This window comes from Rhodococcus sp. 66b (genome assembly GCF_002076325.1).
Classification (GTDB): domain Bacteria; phylum Actinomycetota; class Actinomycetes; order Mycobacteriales; family Mycobacteriaceae; genus Rhodococcus_F; species Rhodococcus_F erythropolis.
On the sequence record NZ_MUZB01000004.1, the window covers coordinates 32,523 to 50,463 of the forward strand.

General features: G+C 61.5%; 20 protein-coding genes. All 20 read right to left on the reverse strand.

Going from position 1 to position 17,941, the window contains the following annotated elements:
* Positions 1 to 8: 8 nt before the first annotated feature.
* Positions 9 to 1,697: a Gp37-like protein gene (locus B0E55_RS08080; RefSeq protein ID WP_080909468.1), complete on the reverse strand. Its 1,689-nt coding sequence runs from the start codon at positions 1,695 to 1,697 to the stop codon at positions 9 to 11.
* Position 1,698: 1 nt separating this feature from the next.
* A complete protein-coding gene (locus B0E55_RS08085; RefSeq protein WP_080909469.1) occupies positions 1,699 to 2,664 on the reverse strand; it encodes a hypothetical protein in 966 nt (321 codons plus the stop codon).
* The gene (locus B0E55_RS08090) at positions 2,665 to 7,605 is read right to left on the reverse strand and encodes a phage tail tape measure protein (RefSeq protein WP_080909470.1); all 4,941 of its coding nucleotides are present in this window, start codon (positions 7,603 to 7,605) and stop codon (positions 2,665 to 2,667) included. It abuts the gene before it with no gap.
* 66 nt (positions 7,606 to 7,671) lie between these two features.
* Positions 7,672 to 8,004 carry a hypothetical protein gene (locus tag B0E55_RS08095; protein ID WP_080909471.1) on the reverse strand — a complete coding sequence of 111 codons (333 nt, stop codon included), beginning with the start codon at positions 8,002 to 8,004 and terminating at the stop codon, positions 7,672 to 7,674.
* Positions 8,005 to 8,033: 29 nt separating this feature from the next.
* Positions 8,034 to 8,501: a hypothetical protein gene (locus B0E55_RS08100; RefSeq protein WP_080909472.1), complete on the reverse strand. Its 468-nt coding sequence runs from the start codon at positions 8,499 to 8,501 to the stop codon at positions 8,034 to 8,036.
* Between the two features lie 17 nt (positions 8,502 to 8,518).
* Entirely contained in the window at positions 8,519 to 9,088 is a 570-nt protein-coding gene (locus tag B0E55_RS08105) for a hypothetical protein (protein ID WP_080909647.1), read from the reverse strand.
* 119 nt (positions 9,089 to 9,207) lie between these two features.
* Entirely contained in the window at positions 9,208 to 9,654 is a 447-nt protein-coding gene (locus tag B0E55_RS08110) for a hypothetical protein (RefSeq protein ID WP_080909473.1), read from the reverse strand.
* A complete protein-coding gene (locus B0E55_RS08115) occupies positions 9,654 to 9,968 on the reverse strand; it encodes a hypothetical protein (protein ID WP_080909474.1) in 315 nt (104 codons plus the stop codon). Before B0E55_RS08115 ends, B0E55_RS08110 begins: the two co-directional genes overlap by 1 nt.
* Positions 9,968 to 10,147 (reverse strand): hypothetical protein, encoded by a 180-nt coding sequence (locus B0E55_RS08120; RefSeq protein WP_080909475.1) that lies wholly within the window; start codon positions 10,145 to 10,147, stop codon positions 9,968 to 9,970. The genes B0E55_RS08115 and B0E55_RS08120 overlap by 1 nt, the downstream gene beginning before the upstream one ends.
* Positions 10,148 to 10,149: 2 nt before the next feature.
* Positions 10,150 to 10,503, reverse strand: a complete 354-nt coding sequence (locus B0E55_RS08125) for a hypothetical protein (RefSeq protein ID WP_241896031.1) — start codon at positions 10,501 to 10,503, stop codon at positions 10,150 to 10,152.
* A gap of 23 nt (positions 10,504 to 10,526) precedes the next feature.
* Positions 10,527 to 10,922, reverse strand: coding sequence for a hypothetical protein (locus B0E55_RS08130; protein ID WP_080909477.1), 396 nt, complete (start codon positions 10,920 to 10,922; stop codon positions 10,527 to 10,529).
* Positions 10,906 to 11,121 (reverse strand): hypothetical protein, encoded by a 216-nt coding sequence (locus B0E55_RS08135; RefSeq protein WP_133053409.1) that lies wholly within the window; start codon positions 11,119 to 11,121, stop codon positions 10,906 to 10,908. The genes B0E55_RS08130 and B0E55_RS08135 overlap by 17 nt, the downstream gene beginning before the upstream one ends.
* 11 nt (positions 11,122 to 11,132) lie before the next feature.
* The gene (locus B0E55_RS08140; protein WP_080909479.1) at positions 11,133 to 12,041 is read right to left on the reverse strand and encodes a phage major capsid protein; all 909 of its coding nucleotides are present in this window, start codon (positions 12,039 to 12,041) and stop codon (positions 11,133 to 11,135) included.
* 52 nt (positions 12,042 to 12,093) lie between these two features.
* Positions 12,094 to 12,456: a capsid cement protein gene (locus B0E55_RS08145; protein WP_080909480.1), complete on the reverse strand. Its 363-nt coding sequence runs from the start codon at positions 12,454 to 12,456 to the stop codon at positions 12,094 to 12,096.
* A 15-nt stretch (positions 12,457 to 12,471) separates the two neighbouring features.
* Positions 12,472 to 13,014, reverse strand: a complete 543-nt coding sequence (locus B0E55_RS08150; RefSeq protein WP_080909481.1) for a hypothetical protein — start codon at positions 13,012 to 13,014, stop codon at positions 12,472 to 12,474.
* A gap of 62 nt (positions 13,015 to 13,076) precedes the next feature.
* Positions 13,077 to 14,060: a VG15 protein gene (locus B0E55_RS08155; RefSeq protein ID WP_080909482.1), complete on the reverse strand. Its 984-nt coding sequence runs from the start codon at positions 14,058 to 14,060 to the stop codon at positions 13,077 to 13,079.
* Positions 14,050 to 15,393 carry a phage portal protein gene (locus B0E55_RS08160; protein ID WP_157902071.1) on the reverse strand — a complete coding sequence of 448 codons (1,344 nt, stop codon included), beginning with the start codon at positions 15,391 to 15,393 and terminating at the stop codon, positions 14,050 to 14,052. The genes B0E55_RS08155 and B0E55_RS08160 overlap by 11 nt, the downstream gene beginning before the upstream one ends.
* An 18-nt stretch (positions 15,394 to 15,411) precedes the next feature.
* Entirely contained in the window at positions 15,412 to 16,011 is a 600-nt protein-coding gene (locus B0E55_RS08165) for a terminase (RefSeq protein ID WP_080909484.1), read from the reverse strand.
* Positions 15,989 to 17,020 carry a terminase gene (locus B0E55_RS08170; protein ID WP_108912702.1) on the reverse strand — a complete coding sequence of 344 codons (1,032 nt, stop codon included), beginning with the start codon at positions 17,018 to 17,020 and terminating at the stop codon, positions 15,989 to 15,991. The genes B0E55_RS08165 and B0E55_RS08170 overlap by 23 nt, the downstream gene beginning before the upstream one ends.
* Complete coding sequence (locus B0E55_RS08175; protein WP_133053411.1) at positions 17,007 to 17,354, reverse strand: hypothetical protein; 348 nt, start codon at positions 17,352 to 17,354, stop codon at positions 17,007 to 17,009. Before B0E55_RS08175 ends, B0E55_RS08170 begins: the two co-directional genes overlap by 14 nt.
* Positions 17,355 to 17,941 lie beyond the last annotated feature (587 nt).

Below are 17,941 nucleotides of genomic sequence, written 5' to 3' on the forward strand. Positions count from 1 at the left end.
TCGCTCCCTTAGAAGACGCCGAGCATGGACAGCCCGGTCATTGCTTTTTCGAGCTGCTCCATCGCGCGCTGCGCCGGATCCTTGAGAACCGAGTTGTCGCCGATGACCGGAACCCACTCGGCCGGACTGTTCTCATCCCATGCGAGGACGATTGAGCGAACCCGGTCGACGTAGAGGTCTCCGGTCCAGTCGCCGGTGATCTGCGCGGACATGCGATCCGACAGCCAGAGGTGACCTTGCCCGCGATCTCCGATCAACCACGGAGAGCCGTCAAGGATCGCAACCTCGTGGGCGAACCGTGAGCGGGTAGCCCAGAACCCCTGCCGCAGAACCATCAGCGACGAGAGGGTGTACGCCTTGTCCGCACCATCCTGGAAGTACTCGAAGTATCTCGACCAGCCCGAGTTCACGGCACGCTGATTCGACTTGACCGACATCCACGCAAGGAGGGTGTCGGTGTAGATCGGCTTGAGTACCGCATCCGCAACACCGCCCATAGGCGGAACGCCGGGGATCATCGCGGTAAGGTCGCCGACCATCTGAACTGTCGCGGAGATCAATTCGTTCACGCCGGGCATCGAGTGACCACCGCAGTTGACCTGAATTCCCTTGGCGGGAATGCGGGTGAATTTCGAGGTCTGGATGCCGGTCTCGTCACCCATTAGGTAGGAGACATACGGCGCGATCTTGTTGGTGCTCTTGAAGTCCGGCTGCGAGTACTCGGACGGCATGTTCGTGTCACTGATCAGCGACTCGGTGCTGTCGATGAAGTCGGACGTGAAGTTCGCGATCGTCCGCTGCAGGCCATCCCACTGATTGCCACCATTGGCGGTGCCGGTGTAGTAACCGGACTTGTCGACGATGTCGATCACCAGGCAGCCGTGACGCAGGTTCGCGCCGGGCCACGGAGGCGGATCGCCTTCGAGGTAGCGCCGCGGAACGACCGACAGTTCAGCGTCTTCGAGAATCGGCTTCGCTACGTCGTGCCACGTCTGCCACCGTGAAATGACCAAGCCCCACAAGATTCCCTCATTGAGGTCGTCCATGAAACTGTGCGGCTGGACAGCGACGGACCAGTTGGACATGTCCAGTCCGCCCGATCCCCACGTAGCCTTCTGTAGGGGGTCGTCGGGCAGGTGCCAAGCCGAGGTCTGCTCGCGCATCACCTGCAGGAACAGGCTGGTGAGCAGTGCCCAACGTGCGCCTCCGGCAAGCATGAACACTCGCGGGAACTGCACCGCTGCCGGCAGGAAAGCGTTGGACCAGATCTGGTACCACTTCAAGTTCTCGTAGTCATGCAAGAACCTGGCGACGAGAACGACTGAGCCGTCTTCGCGGTTGTCGACAGTGACGTCTTCAAGTCGGCCCGACCAGCGTGCGCCGTTCTTGTCGACGGTGATGTGGACGTTGCGCTTCTCGCCGCGGGCCATGCGGCCCTTCTCGTCCCAGATCCACCGGGCGGTGTAGTGATCGAACGGAATCTCGATGACACCAGATCCGGTGTCGTTGTCCTTCCATTCGAAGTTGCCCATGTACTCGGCGGCAACTTCGCCCTGCCAGTGCCATTCGCCGTCCCAGAGGCGTACGAGTGGAGGTTCGAGACGGCAAAGTGTCTCTCGCTTTTCCTGGGCGACAGTAGCTTCCCAGATCGCATTGCAGCGTTCGAGGAGTGTTCCTTCGAGAACTGGTGCTGTCACATCATTCCAATCCCCATGGCCTCGACCACAGCCGAGGCATACGAAGTTGAACGCCGGCACCGGGACTTGCTCCGGTGACGTAGACCGGAACCTCGGTCGGAGGCGTGTACGGAGGAACCGCGTAGAGCAGACGTTTGCCGTTGGTGCGGCCGGCGATGTTGGTGTTCGAGAACGAGCGAACCGGGATCTTCATCCGACTCACATGAACCGTGGCGCCACCACCGTCGGCGCTCGTGATCGTCGGAACTGTGTACATCCGCTCCGAGTCGTCGCGCCCGGTCTTGAAATCCACGCCAGGGACTCGCGCATACTCCGGACCGGTCCACGAGAAGTCCGGGAGTCCGAAGGTTCCTGTACCGCTGCAGATCCACGAGTGCGCCATCGGCTGGTCTGTCGGATTGGAGATCCACACAGACCCCTCACCCGATGTGCCCGAGGTCAACTCCCAGTGCGCCGGATGTTCCGGCGTACCGAGAAAGTCGTCCTCGAACCACATCGGCTGCATTGCTGCCGCGAGAACTGGAGTTACGCCCCGCTGCATCAACAGTGGGTCGAACTCCGACTCGAACCCGATTGACTCCGACAATGCAAGACGGAGACTCCGGGCCCCCGAAATCTCCGTCGTGATCTGCATCCGAGCCAACTGCGCATCTGGATTCCATGGGTCCAACTCGTACGAGAAGGCCTTGCGGACGGCGGAGTCTCGCGACTCCCACCACTCCGTCTCGTTGCCGTGAACATGGAGGCCGAAGGCGACGTCCCGGATCGTGTACTTCTTCCCGAGGTAGTTGCCACCGATCTGGTGAGCACCTTCCCTTCGGAATGTCTTCACCGGGGCGTCGTAGAAGCCTTTCATTTCCGTAGCGAGCTGAGCCCCTTGTTCACCCTGACCTTCGCCTGCGATGCGCATGAAACTTCCATCCGCACCGAAGATGTCGATCGTTGCTTCCGCTTCACGGACGCTCACTTAGAACCTCGATCCCGCACCAAGTGCCCTTGTGTTTTCGATCTGGCGGACTCGGCGTGCGTTTTCTTCGACGTCACGAGTGTTGAAGGTGTAGTTACTCGTCGGGCGAGATGCGAGGGTGCGAACCTCTGCGGCGAGGGCGTCGAGTCCGGCGATCTGGGTTGCCCCATCGCCGCCCTTGGTGCCACGCATCAGCGCGAAGTCACGACTGAGATTCAGTCGCTCATCCGCGGTGAGCATCCACTCCTCGGCGCCCGACAGGTTCAGTGCCGCAGTGCCGTGAGGAACCGGTCCACCGCCGTCGCGCAGGACGGTCGGCAGATTCAATGCAGCAGCGAGTCGCTCCTGCCAGTTGTCCCCGTTGATGTCGGCCAGCATGTTCTGCCAACCAGGCACGCCAGGGGTGGTCGGGAGCTGAGCCTGAATCTCCGCAGTACTGAACACCGGTGCCGCAACAGCGGGTGTCGGGGCAGCCTTCTTGCCCATCAAGCCTTCCCAGTCCGTTGTGATCCAACGAGACTCGGACAACTCGCTCGGCAATTGCTCGAACGCGGCATCGACGAGAATCCCTGCAACATCGGAACCGAACTTCTTCACCCGGTCCTTCAAGTTGAAGGTCTGCCCGTCGCCACTCCCCTCGGTCTTGGCCTTGGCCAGCGCGTTCTGCGCCGAGTAGACGGCCATGTCCGCCTTCTCCTTGTCAATGGAGGTAGACGTGGCATCGGCGTAGACCTTGTCGCGAGCCAACTGCGCATCGACAACAGCGATCTCCGCGTTGCGCATGGAGATCGCATCCTCGGTCATCCCGCCCGTAAGTTCCGGAGCGGGAGTCAGTGAGGCTGCCGATCCGGCACCGTCGCGCTTTTGCTCGAGATCTTTAACCTTGAGTTCGGCGCGCTGCACCTTCAGTTCGGCTTGCTGTCGATCCGCCTCGGTCTTCTTGTCACTCGAATTGACCTTGTCCTGAGCTTCCTTCGCCTGAATGACCGCTACGCGAGCCGATTCGAGAGCGAGGGCATCTTTCTCAGTCCAGGGATCCTTCGCGACTCCAGCCGAGTACGACGCTCCGGAACCGCCAGAACCTCCAGTGAGTGCCATCTGCAGCGCCGGCGAAAGTGCCGCGTCGGGAAGATGGAACTGATTGGGGAACTGGCCGTCGTCATATCCGGCCGCATTGCCGCCGAATGTCGATCCGGAGTTGCTGCCACCGTTCTCGACATCGACCCGAGATCCGTCCTTCAGGAACAAGGTGCCGGCCATATGCTCCTGGCTGACACCGATCCGGAAGTGACCTTCACCGCCACCGGGCTGCATACCCTGCAGGTCGCCGCCGAGGATCGAGTACGTCGTCCATAGTCGACGAGGCTGCTGCCCCATGCCCGTTGCGGCGATGTGGGACATGTACATCGAGCAGTCCCACGGCCCGTAGTTGTAGCCGATACCGGCCTTTGCCCGGGCGAAGTTGATCATGTTGTCGAGGCCGTCGGAGCCGATAGCTCCACCGTCTGCGAACTTCCCAACCTTGCCCTGCGCCAGTGCGGCACGGAATCGGAACACTCCGTCTTGGCCGCCCAGGTTGTCGACATCCTGCGTGGTGAGCATGTGCTCGCCAGGCATTGCCATGACAGGGACTGAGTCCTTGCCTGGCGTGCCGCCCTCGATCGGTCCGCCGAATGCTCTGAATATCGGAGCAACTGGACCAAACTGACCTGTCGAGTTGAATGCCTGCTGAGCTGCTGCAGTTCGCACGGCATCGACCGTGATCGTGATGGTCTTGTTCTGCAGACCATCGCGACTTTGCTGGACCGCTCGAATCTGATCCAAGGCTTGCTGATTCGGCGCCGTAATGCGAACAACGCCAGGCTTGCCTGTGACCTCGTCGATTGTTGCGCCCGTATCGAGGAGCTTCTGCTTTGCCTCATCAGTCAACGCATCCACGGGAATGTCGACGCCTTGGCCGACACCCTTGAGCATTGCTCCAATTACAGCGAGCTGCTGCTCGACATCGGTTGTGCCAGTCAGCGAGGCCAACATGATGATCTGATCCGGCAGCAAGCCTTCAGCCGCAGCCCATTCGCGAATCTTCTCGATGGGCTGGTTGTACTGCAGCGCGAGGTTCTGCAATGCAGTCTCGTTCTGCGCCATTGCTGCACGCGCAGCAGCCTGCGCATCAGGAAGCGACTTGCCCTGCTCCAGCGCCGCAGCGATCGTCGCCTCGGTCAAGGTGACGGTCGAGCTCGTGATTCCCGTCAGGGAGTCACGTAGTGCTGAGCCGTTAGCAGTAGCAGTGCTCAGCGCACCGCCATCGCCAACGAGTGCGTCGCCGAACCCCTTGGCTGGGTCAATTCCTGCAGCAGCAGCTTCCGCAGTCTCCCGCAGAGTCTTGTTGTACTGCTGCACCGCATCGGAGAGCGGAATCGCTTTGCCTGACAGCACATCCAGCGCCGTCTTGATCGCATTGACACGGTCAGCGGAACTGGAGGACTCGTCACCCAGGACTCGAATAGCCTCGGTGAGGTCGAAGAATCCCGGGGTGGTATCCTTTGCCGCGTTCTCAGCGGAGACAAACTTGTCGCGCAGCGCCTGCATTTCCGCGACCGCATCCGCGCCACCATTGCTCGTACCTTGAAGGCTTGTAACGAGACCCTGGAAGGCGGCGTCTGTGCCGGTGATCTTGCCACTCAACTCGGCGGAGGTCAGTCCCACTTCGTTGAACGATGTGTTGATCCGTTCAGCCTGCTCACCAAGGGCGATCGCAGCATCGGTAGCGTCGCGTGCGCCCTTGGCGTCGTCCTGGAAGTTGTCTTTGATCGTCGACCAGAACTTCGAGGGCTTCGCGTCGGCGAGCTTCTTCTGCTCAGTCTGGATTGCATCGACCTGCATTGCCACAGCCGACGTAACGCCGTTCGAGACAGCGCCGTTGGCTGCCTGGATTTCCTTCGCCATGTCACGCTGTGCAGCGCCGACCGCGTTCGAGCCTTCGACGATCGCGGCCTGCTGAGCGCGCATATCTGCCGACGCTCGACTGATCTGCGTAATCGCCACTGTCGCAGCGACGATGCCGATCATGAATCCGCCACCAAGTGCGGAGACCATACTTCCGGCCGCAGTGACCATGCCCCTGCCGGCGACCTGGGCTGCAGCGAGAGCTCCACTGAATCGCGTCGCCCCGGTTGCCGCGCCAGTGAATGCGGTGCGCATACTCGTCAACCCGGACGACTGTGCCGTCAGCACGGTCATCGTCCGGCCGAATGCCGACATGTTCGGATTGGCCTGATTGACCATCTGCGCCGAGGTGCGGATTGCAGATCCGAAGGCGGTGATGTTGGAGCCGGCGGTCCGAAGTCCGGGTCCAATGCCCTGCGCGAATCGACCAGTCGACTGGAGGGCGGCGCCGAAGCGTCCCACCTGATCTGGAGTTCTCGCCATGACGGTGCCAAACGCCATCGACGCAAGCTTGAGTGCAATGAGACCTGTGGCGACAGCTTGGATCGGAGCGGGCAGTGAGCCGAATGCTCCGACTGCCGTAGCCAGTACGCCGACTACCGGCTCGATTACATTGAAGACACCTGCGATAGCGCCAGTCGTCAGAGTCAGTGCGGTCTGGAGAGTATCGACAGCACCGCCCGACTTGACAGCTCCGCTTGCAAGGTTGCCCAGCCCCTCACCGATGTTGGTGACCATCCCCCAGAGGGATTCACCTGCACTGACGACATTGTCGAAAGCTCCCGCAAGTAGGGGCACGCCAGTGAGCGAGCTTGAGACGGACTCGCCCATTCCGGCCATCAGGCCGTTGGAGTTGTGCATTGCCGCGTCGAACTTGTCGAGTCCGCCGTCGACCAGGTTGACCACAGCAGTTCCGAAACCTGCGAGTGGTCCGTCGATCAAGTCGTAGAGCTGAAGCTGGAGACGCTCGGACGTGTTCTGCATACGCTCGAAAACGCCCGGCAAGCCCTGATTCTGGGCAGCGGCAAGCTCAGCGGCAGCTCCTTGGCGGCCGATTGCTTCGCGCATGACGTTCCAGCCCTCAGAGCCCTGCTCTGCAGCAACGCCTGAGAGGCGCATCGCGTCAGACCCGAACAGGGTCGCCGATGCCTGCTGATAGATCTCTGGCGTCAATTCGCCAGATGCTTCCTTGAGCTGGCCGAACAGCGACTCCATGCCGACGAAATTGCCCTGGGCGTCATACACGCTCAGGCCGAGAGTTTCCATCGCGGCCTGAGCGGGCTTGCTCGTATCCGTCAAGGACAGCAGGGTCGACTTCAGCAGCGTGCCGGCGTCAGAACCGGTGATACCGGCATTCGCGAGAACGCCGAGAGTCGCCGCAGTCTCTTCGATCGAGAGCCCGAACTGATTGGCCACCGCACCGGACTGCTGAAGTCCGGCAGCGATATCCGTGATCTCAGCACTCGACGCATTGGCCGCGTTCGCCAACACGTCAGCAGCAGTCGCCGCATAGTCGGCATCGAGGCCGAACGCCTGAAGGGCCTGGGACTGAATCGTCGCAGCCTCGGCCGCATCAATCTGTGCAGCAGCCGCCAACTGCAGCGTTCCCTTGGCTGCCTCCATCGACTGATCGACCGAGAAGCCACCCTTGGCAAGCTCCGTCATCGCCGCGGCTGCATCATTCGCCGACGTAGCCGACAACTCGACATCGTTGCCGAGCTCCATTGCCTTCTGCTTGACGACGTCCATCTGTGCCGCAGTTGCACCCGAGACGCCCGACATCGAATTGAGCGTGCGAGTGAACTCGTTACCCAAGTCGATGACGGACGCGAAACTTACAGCCGCACCGGTTAGCGCAAGGGCGCCGGCGATCTTCCCGGCAAAGTTGGATGCAGCATCACCGGCACCCTCCAAACCCTCTTCGAACTGGGAGTTGAACTCCGATAGATCGGCTGCAACCTCGACATCAATGCGTCCGCCAGCGATTGGGACCACCTCCTGGAACGCAAGAACCCCCGAGGCACAGAGGCCGTTGGCGGTTCGGGAAAATGAATTGAGTTGTCAGCCGGTCTGCCACTGGCCGACCATGTCGGCAAGTCTCGGCTTCGCCGGTTCAGGAGGATTCAATTCCTGACGCCGGGCAACGAAATCGGCCGCAGCAGCTGCCATCTCAGTCGGTCCGCGACATGCGATCGGCGGAAGAATGGGCAGCGGAGGGGGCTTGATGCCCGCCCTCTTCCGCCGCTCCCGTTCAGCTTTCGCTTCAGGGTCATCCGGATCAGATGTCCACGAGGCGTATTCGGAGTTGAGCCAGTAGTCGTCGCGATCGACGAGCATTGCGAGGTTCTCGGAATCTCGCTTCTCTGCGGCCAGCCATTCGATGGCCTGCTCCACGAGAATTACCGCATCCCGCTGCGGCTCCGTCAGGATGTCTCGGAGGTCTCGTCCGTAGAATCGTCTGCATCCTGCGAGGGCTGCGCTCCATCCATCCCGCGTGCGTAGGCAGGCAAGAGCGCCATGGCTTCCCCCGAAGTCAGTGTGGACTTCTTGGCCAGCCAATTGAAGAGCTTCACGCCTTGCTCGATATTGAAGGCAGACAGCGCAGCAGACAATGCGAGGCCATCCTCTTCGCCTGCGAGAAGCTTGAGAACCTCCTCGACCTGCTGCTTGCGGAGATACTCGGTGAACTTCACCGACTCCTCGCCGGTATAGCTTCGCCGGATCTCGGCTCGGACTCCTCGGAGCACGACCGGAACAGGCGGAAGATCCTCGGTATCGAGTACAGAAAGTAGATCGAAGGTGTCGTCATCGACTTCTTCTGCAACCACCGCAGGCTCAGCCGGCTTGGGCTGAGCCTTGCGGGGTGCGGTCTTGCGGGGTGCGCCAGGCATTGTGAGTTCTCCTCAGATCAGGGTGCGAGCGGGTTCGTGTTGGTGAGAAGCTGAACCGGCGACAGGGCGAGAAGTTCGAGCTCGAAACCGTCGATCTTGTCACCACCGAGGGAGCGCGGCGGAGGCGTGAACAGCGTTGCGCGCTCGCAGTACAGAACCTGCTTGTCGTCCTCGTCTTCGAGGCGGAGCAGGATTGCGAACTCTTCCGAATCGCCAATGACCCACTTGTGGACCTCATTGGGGGCGGTGCCGGTCGTGATGATCTCGCCGCCCTGCAGCAGGGTCAGCACGGTCGCCTTCGAGTAGTCGACAGGCTTGAGCTTGAGGCGATCCGAGCGGGGTCCGCGGGCGATCTTGTAGGACGACTGCCGGTAGTTCCAGATCGGCAGCTCCTTGGTGTCCTGGCTGGGGTTCTGCTCGAACCCTGCCTCGATGCCACCGAAGGCATCCCAGGTCACACCAGGCGAAGTGCCAGTGACGAGTGTGGATGCGAACGGGTCGGCGGGCGCTGCAGTTCCGGCAGGGGCGCGGAATGCGTCGCCATCCTGCCAGACGTACGCCTTGTTGGGATCTGCGTAGGTACTCACGAATGTTCCTCCTGAGGTGAGCTCACGGACGTGAGCACGGTTGGTGAGCCCCACCTCGGGCACGCCTGGCGCGGCAGATCACCCGAGGTGGGACAGTTGAGACGCCGAGATTCGGCGAGTTAGCGGACGACCATCGACATGTCCCAGCGGACAATTGCCCGGAAGAGAAGGGTGTCGGGCCCTCGCTCGTCGTCGATGGCCGTGATCGGGCCGTCAATCCAACGAGCAACCCATGACGCATTGCGAAACTGCCGCTGCGAACGAGGGGCTTTGTGAACCAGTCGACCGGCCAGGTCGGCGATAATCCACGCCAGTTCCTCGGGATCGGTATCGCCACCGAGGATTTCGAGCATCGGAACCCAGATGTCGCCTTGGATCATCGGCTTCCGATGCATGGGGTCGACGCCATAATTGCTGGGCGCCGACAAGGTCACGAACGGCTTCGTGATCGGGTCCGGGATATCGCGGGTCGAGATGTGATCAGCCGCAACGTAAGTAACGAACTCGTCGTTGTTGATCAGGAAATCTCGAATCGCACCCGGAGCGAAGGGGGTGAATGCTGTCATCAGCCCCTCCTGGATCCGCGAGGCTTGAAGCCGCTGTATTTACCGTGCTTACGAGCCGCGTTCGTCAATGCCGCAATCCCCCGCATCCTGGAAGTTCCGTACTCTTTCCAGAACGCTTCGGGGTCATTGTCTTCGACGTACACGCGATCGCCGTCGACCGTCACCGATGCGCCGCCGGCATACTCGCCGGTGCGGCGTGGTGCGATCGCTTCGAACTCGGACTTGATCTGCTCCGCAACATCTTTGCGGCCCTCGGTGGATAACCTCCGGGCATCACGTTCGGCGTTGTCGCGGTAGATCGTCACCCGGGCCATTACAGCGCCTTGTGCTCCGGCTTCACGTCGACCTTCGCCACCGGCTTGGGCGGGTCGAGCCTCGGCGATTCCTTGACGTCAGGCTTGGCCGCCTGCGCCTTCTGGTGGTTCTCGTACGCCTTCGAGTGTTCGTCGGTGTAGTGAACACCGTCATCGTCGGTGTAGGTGACGATTGCCATGATTACTCCTGGTAGTCAGATGAATTACGAACGATCGCGGAAATGTAGGCAGGTCGGCGAGACCCGCGGGCGGGCCGGCGGACTCGGGGTTTGCCGACGACGGTGTAGACCGTTCCGTCAGGCCCCCGGAAACGATCACGTCGCTCCGGATGCGGCTGCAGGCCAGGATCGAGCAGTAGGACATATGAACTGACCACATGCCCATCGGAGAACTCGACGTTGCCGGCATCGACGGACGATGCGGACAACTGGCGCTGCTGCAACAGTCCGGTCCATGGAGTCTCGATCGGGACGCCAGGACGCCGGTTGCCGGTCGAAGGATCGACACCGACCGCCGGGTTATCCTGCAGTAGCACCCACTGCTCGGGCAGGCGCGGCATCAGCCGGGCTGAATCGAGAAGGCGCCACCGAATTGCACACCGGTGGCGGGATCGAGAACAGCCAGATCGTCGGCCGAGAAGAACAGCAACGAAGGGTCAGCGTCCGCATAAGTGGTACTGATCTCCGGATACTGCTCTGATCGGACACGAAGACCGATGCGCATCGCGTCGAGCGCTCGAATGACCGCAGTAACAACAACTCCAGTCACCAAGACTGGATCGAGTGAACCCTGCAGGATCCGATTGTCGATATCGAGCGGATACGCCCGAAGTCGCGCCGATGCGTACTCGATCAGCGATTCGACCTGAAGACGTTCAGGCTCACTCAAGGTTTCCCCTAGGCGAGCCTGAACGTCTTCGACCGTGATCAGTGGCGGCTTAAGCGGCGACGTCACTCGAATCCCCTGCGGGCTTCTTGGCCGCAACCTTCGGACGAGCGGCGGATTCGTCCTTGACGATCAGCCCGCCCTCCTCCAGTCGTTCGAGATCTTCTGCGGAGACATCCGAAGGGACTGGCGTGCCGATGTAGAGGTACTTGACCTTGCCGTCGGCGCCGTTCACTCCGACGAGCGGAGCTTTGACTGTGTAGCTCATGGTCATTCCTCTCAGGCCGCAGTGCCGGTGATCTTGATGGCCGCACCGGGCTCACTGACGTACGGAACGAAGACGCGGCGGGCGCGAACGAGCCACTGGTCGTTCTTTTCCTCGCGGATCGTCTTGGTTTCGATCGTCTCGCCGGCGTAGCCCTCGCCCAACTTCTCGTCGGCAATACCGCCGAGTGCGTTGGTGTCGATGACCCAGGCGCCGGGCGCAGGCAGGTTCGGGGTCGACAGGATCGTCAAACCGGCGATCGTCGGGAAGTCTCCCGAGTACACGGAGTTCGACTTGTCCTCACGAGCGCGAGCGGTCATGAGGGCTGGGTCAGATGCAAGGTACGCCCAGGTGACATCGTCGACGATGAGCATGTTCGGGTCGTAGCCCTTGTTTTGTGCGACGATCTGCGACTTTGCGAGCATGATGTCGCGCAAGATCTTGGTCGACGTCGACCACACGCCGTCTGTGACGGCCTGGGTCTGGGTGACCTGCGATGCGATCAACGAGAGGCTGATCGAGTCGCAGTTCTTCACCGCGGTATTGACCAGTCGCTGCAGCGCCTTCTCTACTGCGGAGAAGTTCGAGCGCTTGATCTTCTCGTCGGTGATCGGCACATCCTGGCCCCACTTGTTGACCTTCACGGCCTGCGGAACCCCGTCGCCGAGCCCGGTCTGCGGGTACTCGCCACCGGGCGAGACCATTTCGACAGGACGATCGACATACAGCGGGTCATCCTGCTCGAAGACGATCGCGCCGCCGGAGACGTCCTGGCGGGCAGTCAGGAGAACATCGGAGATGAAGCGCTGACGCGCCAACTCGGTTGCTCGGCGCGACACCAAGGTCGGGTTGGCGAGGAAGCGGTTGACGGTGGTGGTATCCCCATTGAACGTGGGCGGTACCGGGGGGTAGGTGATGGCCATCTGGCCCCTCCTTGAGTTACCGGAGCCTCACGGCCCCATGGGTGAATTGGACTTAGCGGAGAACGACGCGGACCTTGCCGCCGGACGCCGCGGCGACCGCGACACCAACCACCTGCGAGTAATCCGTGACAGAACCGATCGTGGCGACGGCACCTGCAGCCGCGGCGATGACGTTGGCGCCGGCGGCGATCGCACCCGAAGCGGTGAGTTCATGCTCACCTACGGAGTGGATGGTCACCTTGTCGCCGATTGCGGCGTCGAACGCGGCGATGCCCAGGAAGGCTGCCGTAGCTGCGGATGTCGGTGCGACGGTGCTGTTTCCGGACACCGCAACAAGCTGGCCTCCGGTGATCGCAGCAGACGCCTGAGAGACAAGCGCCGCTCCGGGTGTCCGGATCGGAACATATTCGGCCATGTCAGGCCCTCACTTTCACTTTGGAGTAGATCCGTAGATCTCCTCGTAGAGGAGGTCGTCCTCGGTCTGAGGAGGACCCGGTTGCGGACCCGGATTCGGGACCGGGGCGGGAACTCGCGGCGCGTTCGGGTCGACCTGAACGGCGAGTGTCGGCTGCAGGATCGCCCAGTCAGCCGCCAGTTCTTCGGGGGTACTGCCTTGAAGCCGGTTCACCCATGCCGCAGGGACTCCGTTTTCGAATGCAAAGCGGAGTCGCTGGTTTTCCTCCAACTGCTTGTCGGCAGCGGCGCGAGCCTCGTTTGCGGTCTGCTGGGCACGCTCGAGCTCGGAGAGCTTCGCGTCCTCGGCAGCCTTCGCGTCGGCGTCGGCCTTGTCGCGCAGAGCTTTAAGGTCTCGTTCGGCCTGATCTGCTCGTGCACGTTCTGCGTCGAGAGCCCTCTTGCCTGGATCGCCAAGCCCTTCCGGGTAAGTTCCGGGAGGCGTCGCGCCGTCGGGAACTACAGGAGGTGCGGACGGTGCCGGATCGGCAACAGGCGGAGTGGGAGTGGGATCGGACATGGGTGTAGACCTCCATCGCGGGGGTGGTTGCCCATGCGGATCGCCCGCATGGGAATGACGGACTACGCGAGGTAGCCGTACAACTTGAGGAGCCGGAGCGCGTCATCACGGCTCTCGGCAATCTGGTAGATCGATTCGGGCATCAGTCGAGGCGCACGGGCGCGGAATCTTCCGCCAGAGCGAACATCGGTGCCGCGGTTTGCATATCCAGCGTTGGACATCGCCCGGTAGGCCACTCCGCGGCGGCTGACACCCACGGTCGTGGTAAGTAAGTCGCGCCCGAAGACTTGCGCCGTTTGCATGTCACGCCGGGCATTCACCACTTGATTGACGTCGGCGCCGTCTCGAATGGCCTGGGCGCCAGCCTTGGTGAAGTACTTGTTCTGCAAGTCCTCGGACAGGCTTGTGAAGTAGGAGTCCACGTCGGTGGTCATGTCGCCGGACATGTTCTCGGTTGATGGAATATGCCGACAATCGCAGCCTGGGTGCCGGAGGAATCCTGTGCTGTAGCGGTAGAACTTTCCAGCCAGGACAGCGCATTTCGAACAGGATGGCGGGTTGAGCATTCGCACGTACCCGACACGCCGACGTGTTGCGATCGACAAACTGGTCGAGACTCGTGAAGCGTCAGCCACTTGCGTTTGCAGTCGATTGATCAGCACATCCAAGCCGGACGCCCATGCCTGCGAGGTCGACAACCCTTTAGCGATTCGACCCTTTGAGGTGATCACCGCGCCGTACATCAGCGTGTCCAACGCTCGGCCATCCGATGCCACACCGATGAGTCCATCGGGCGCCGTCACCGCATCCGCGGCAATAGATACGCCGATCTCATCGAGAACATCCGCCACGTACACGTCGGCGCCGGCAATCGCTCTCGCCTGACCCGCAAGGGCGAGCTCCATCAGCATGTCGACGTTGGATGCAAACCAACGGTCGAAATCCTTGGGGGGTCGAGATCCCCAGATGTCACTCGCAATCGCCAGCAGTTCGAGTGTGATCCCCTGTTGCTTCCGGTAGTAGTCCGCGGAAGCGTCAGGCAACATTGTCGGGGTTCAATTCTCGACCGAAGCGCGCAACGGAACCAGCAGCTGAAGCTTCCTCGTCCATCTTCTTCATCTGCTTGCGCTGGGTTGCGCTGTAGCCGAGGTCGATCCGCGTCTGCTCCAGGGGCACAATGCCGGACTCGTACTTCTTCTGCGCAGCATCGGCCTTCTGCGACACGGTGGGCGTCGAAGGATCTCGCCATACAGTTTCGAGTTGGTAGTCATTCGGTTCGAGCTCGGCCTTGTTGCGCATGAACATCAGGTTGATGCGCTGCGCCTCTTCCCAGGCTCCGCCGAGGAAGGTGTGTTTACGTTCGATCCGTTTGACCAGTTGCGACTCCGAGGAGCGCATCGCATCGGCCGAGGGTGGATTGTCGCTGTTGAATCCCATGTAATGGGGCGGCAGGGCGGCCATTTGAGAGGTCAACTGCGCCAGCAGTTTGATGGTGTCATGGAAGACCTTGAGGTCTGCCTCATCGAACTGCCCGACTTTGATATTCGGGTTCTCGTTCGCCCACAGGCGCGACTTCACCTTCGACCACGCGCTGAGCTGATTGCCGTTCTTGTCGACGAAGTCGGATTGCTTCAGCCCGAAGGCCCACCGGCGGGGCATTGCGTGAAACTCTCCGGAGACCATCATGTCGGTGGCCATCTTGTTGGCCGCGTCGGCGAGCGGGATGATGTCCTTGAACTCCGACACGCCATCCGGGCGCAGGATTCTCGGCTTGTTCACCAGTGGCACGACCGGAACGATGCCGAAGTTGTGCTTGTCCTTGAACCCGCCGGCCTTCCATTCGCCGTCCTTCTTGACGAACTCCACAGTCTCGATCGGCGTGTAGATGAGAACATGCTCGAGGTCTTCGAGGTCCTTCCACTTCTTGATTGCCGACGACACCTTGCGAGTCTTCGGATCGCGTCGCGCCCACACCTGAAACGGCGATTCAATCGTGTTGCGGGGAGGCTTGTCCGCTTCCTCATTCGCACTGATCAAGACGTACGAGCGAGAGAGTGCAATGGAGTCGAGATGCCCCTGCTGGGACTGCTCATCCATGTCGTTGTACTGCCATCCCGCCCAGAGTTCATCGTCTTCGGCGTCGGAGTCGGCGTAGCGGAACCCCTCGACGTCGAGGCGACTCTCGTATGCGTCGGCGATGAGGCGGGCCCAGTTCAGAACGAGCTCAGCGACAGTGTCGCCCAACTCTTCCCGCATGGCCTCGGACATGTACTTCAAGGGTTGTTCGCCCTCAAGGTAGTTGTCCCACTTCGTCAGGTTCGCCACATCAGCCGCGAGGCCCTTTTCGAGGATCGGGATGAGGTCAACAGTCTCGGCCATCGGCCACATCACCTACTTTCAGAAGACGATCATTTGACTACTAGGGGCGTCGGACCAGCCAGCTTCGCGAGCGTCTGCTGCCGCCTCGTGCGCGAGGATGGATGCCATTGCGGCGTCGATCTTCTGGTGATCCGCAGGCTTGCCGAGGATGTATTTCTGGCCGGGCTTGGCGATCTTCCGACAGTTCGCCATGTGCGTTTCCGTGATCGGGCAGCCGTCCTGGGTGATGCGCCCAGTGGAGAGGTCGGTCTCGAATCGGCGGATCGCGTGATACATCCGGTCGATCTTGTTCGTCGGCCACTCGGAAACATGCTCGTCGCCATGAGTCAGTGCCCAGTCGCCGATCTCCGAGTACCAGTCCTGCGGGTCGCAGTAGAAGCGACCGACATTCCAGGTCGAGAAGATCTCATCCACCGCCGCATGTACTTCGCCGCGGGGAATCCGGTCGTTCCAGTTCGCCGGATTCCATACGGTCGGACGACGATCCGGGCCATACCTCGGCGTGAACTGCAGTCCGTCACGCGTCTCGCAGCGAATGGCAGTGAAGTCGTTGTTCTCACTGCCGTCGAAGCCTGCGCAGATCGCCGTTCCCGGTTCAGGATTCGGTAGCCACAGCATTGACGAACCTCGACTTCCACAGTCCGTCCCGCAGCCATGAACCTTGGCCATGCACGATTCGATTACCAAAGAACCGTTCAGCCTCAGCGGCGTCGGTATCCATCATTTCGCCGCACTCGGCCTCGATGCCGTCGAGGTTGTTGAGCGCCCACGGCACACCTGCGTAGTTGAACTGCAGAATCTTCCGGCGTTTCCGCTTGTCCTTGAATGACAAGTCCGCGGGCGGAATACGGAAATCGCGGTTGATATCCACGGCCGATGACTCATAAGTGCGTTGAGCGACCGAGTTCTCGGAAGGATCCCAGGCGTTGGTCGTCTCGATGGCCCGACCGCCCATGCCGGCAAGCCCTCGACGCTGCGTGCGCGCTGTCTTCGTCATCGAGTTCGAATCTGTCCAGATCCCCGTCTCATCCTGAGGCACAAATGTGACGCGCTGACCGAGACGAGATGTCGCCTTCGATGTCACGACGTCGATTCGCCCGCCGCCAGGGAGGCGAATGAACTCCTCACCGGTGCGGGTGATGACATCAGCCAGCGGGCCGCGGTCGATCATCGGCCGCAGGGCCCCGTACGTGTTGTCCGTCTGATCCTCGGTCGTCGCAGTCACCTGAATCAACGGCGTAGGCCACGGTTTGCCCATCGGCTCCCCTGGCACGTACCCGTAGACCCACCCGCAGCCACAGCCGTGATCGGAGCATCGATACCGCTCGCCACCCTCAGCGAAGCCGTCGAACAAGACCGGCCCAACACTTTCGGCGCAGACGAACGCGGCAATCAGAGGAGATTTGCCCCACTTCTGCGCCCGAACTAGTTGGGAACGCCGATACACGAACGCCTGAGCCAGCTCTCCGCGCTTAGCGCTAGTCCTGATCGCGTAGTGGTTCTGCACGAACGTCAACTGCTCGGGTACGAGCTCGAGCATTTCGCCGGCATCGAACCCGTCGGGTACGGCGCAGTGCGTTTCGATCCAGTCCGGGACGATGTCCAGCGTGAGGTCAGGCGGTTGCATCGGGAACGGCCGCCAAGCGCCGATCGCGAGCAGAAGGACGCTTCGAAACAGGCGCCGGAGCATCAGTCAGCTGATCGTCGCCGATGCGAATCATCGCGTCCTGCATTGCCTTGTGGGTCAAGAGAAGCGAATCCATCTGCTGACGAACCAGCGTGCGCGCATTGGAAGCGGCGCCCGCTGCCAAGGATTCGACGAGGTGCCGCACATGGAGCGCAACCTCGATCTCCATGCCATTCTCTCGCCAGATCTCCGCCTGCGGCTTGCGCCAATACGTTTCCCACATCTGCAACTCGGCGGCATTCACTTCAGGCAGCGGACATTCGGGTGTATCCATGCCGGATTCACGAGGAAGTGTTCGCCACTCCCCTTTTGCCAATGAGTTCGCAGACCGAAGCGAGTTCGGATCCTTCGGAGGGCCAGATCTTGAACGAGCACCACCTGATGGCATAGCAATCACTCCTCAAGGCGGCATCGCGCCACCAACGGAAGACGGCCGGCATCGCGCCGACCGATAGGTCTTGAACCTGTCGCGGGAAAAGTTCACCTCCCCCGCGGCGGGACGGTTTTTCCCGTTTGGGGATGCCCCCCACCCCGTGCGTTTGCGCAGGTCAGAGGGGTCGTTCGCAGGTCGAACGGGTTGCATCGCCGCAGGTCAGGGCCATCGTTGGCCGGCCTTGCGGCTGTTGCAGCTGCGGCAGAGGACCTGCAGGGGGCCCGTAGGCGAGCCGCCGTGCTGGATGTCGACGATGTGGTCGGCGGTGAGGTCGGAGGAGCTGTGCGGGGCTCTCAGGTACCCAGGGCACCAGTCACCTTGCATGGCTCGATGTTCGTTGACTGTCTGTGCTCGTCGTTGTCGCTCAGCATGGTCGCGTGTGACCTTGGTAGGTGTGGTCGCTCGCTGGTACCGGTCGCGCTCTGCTC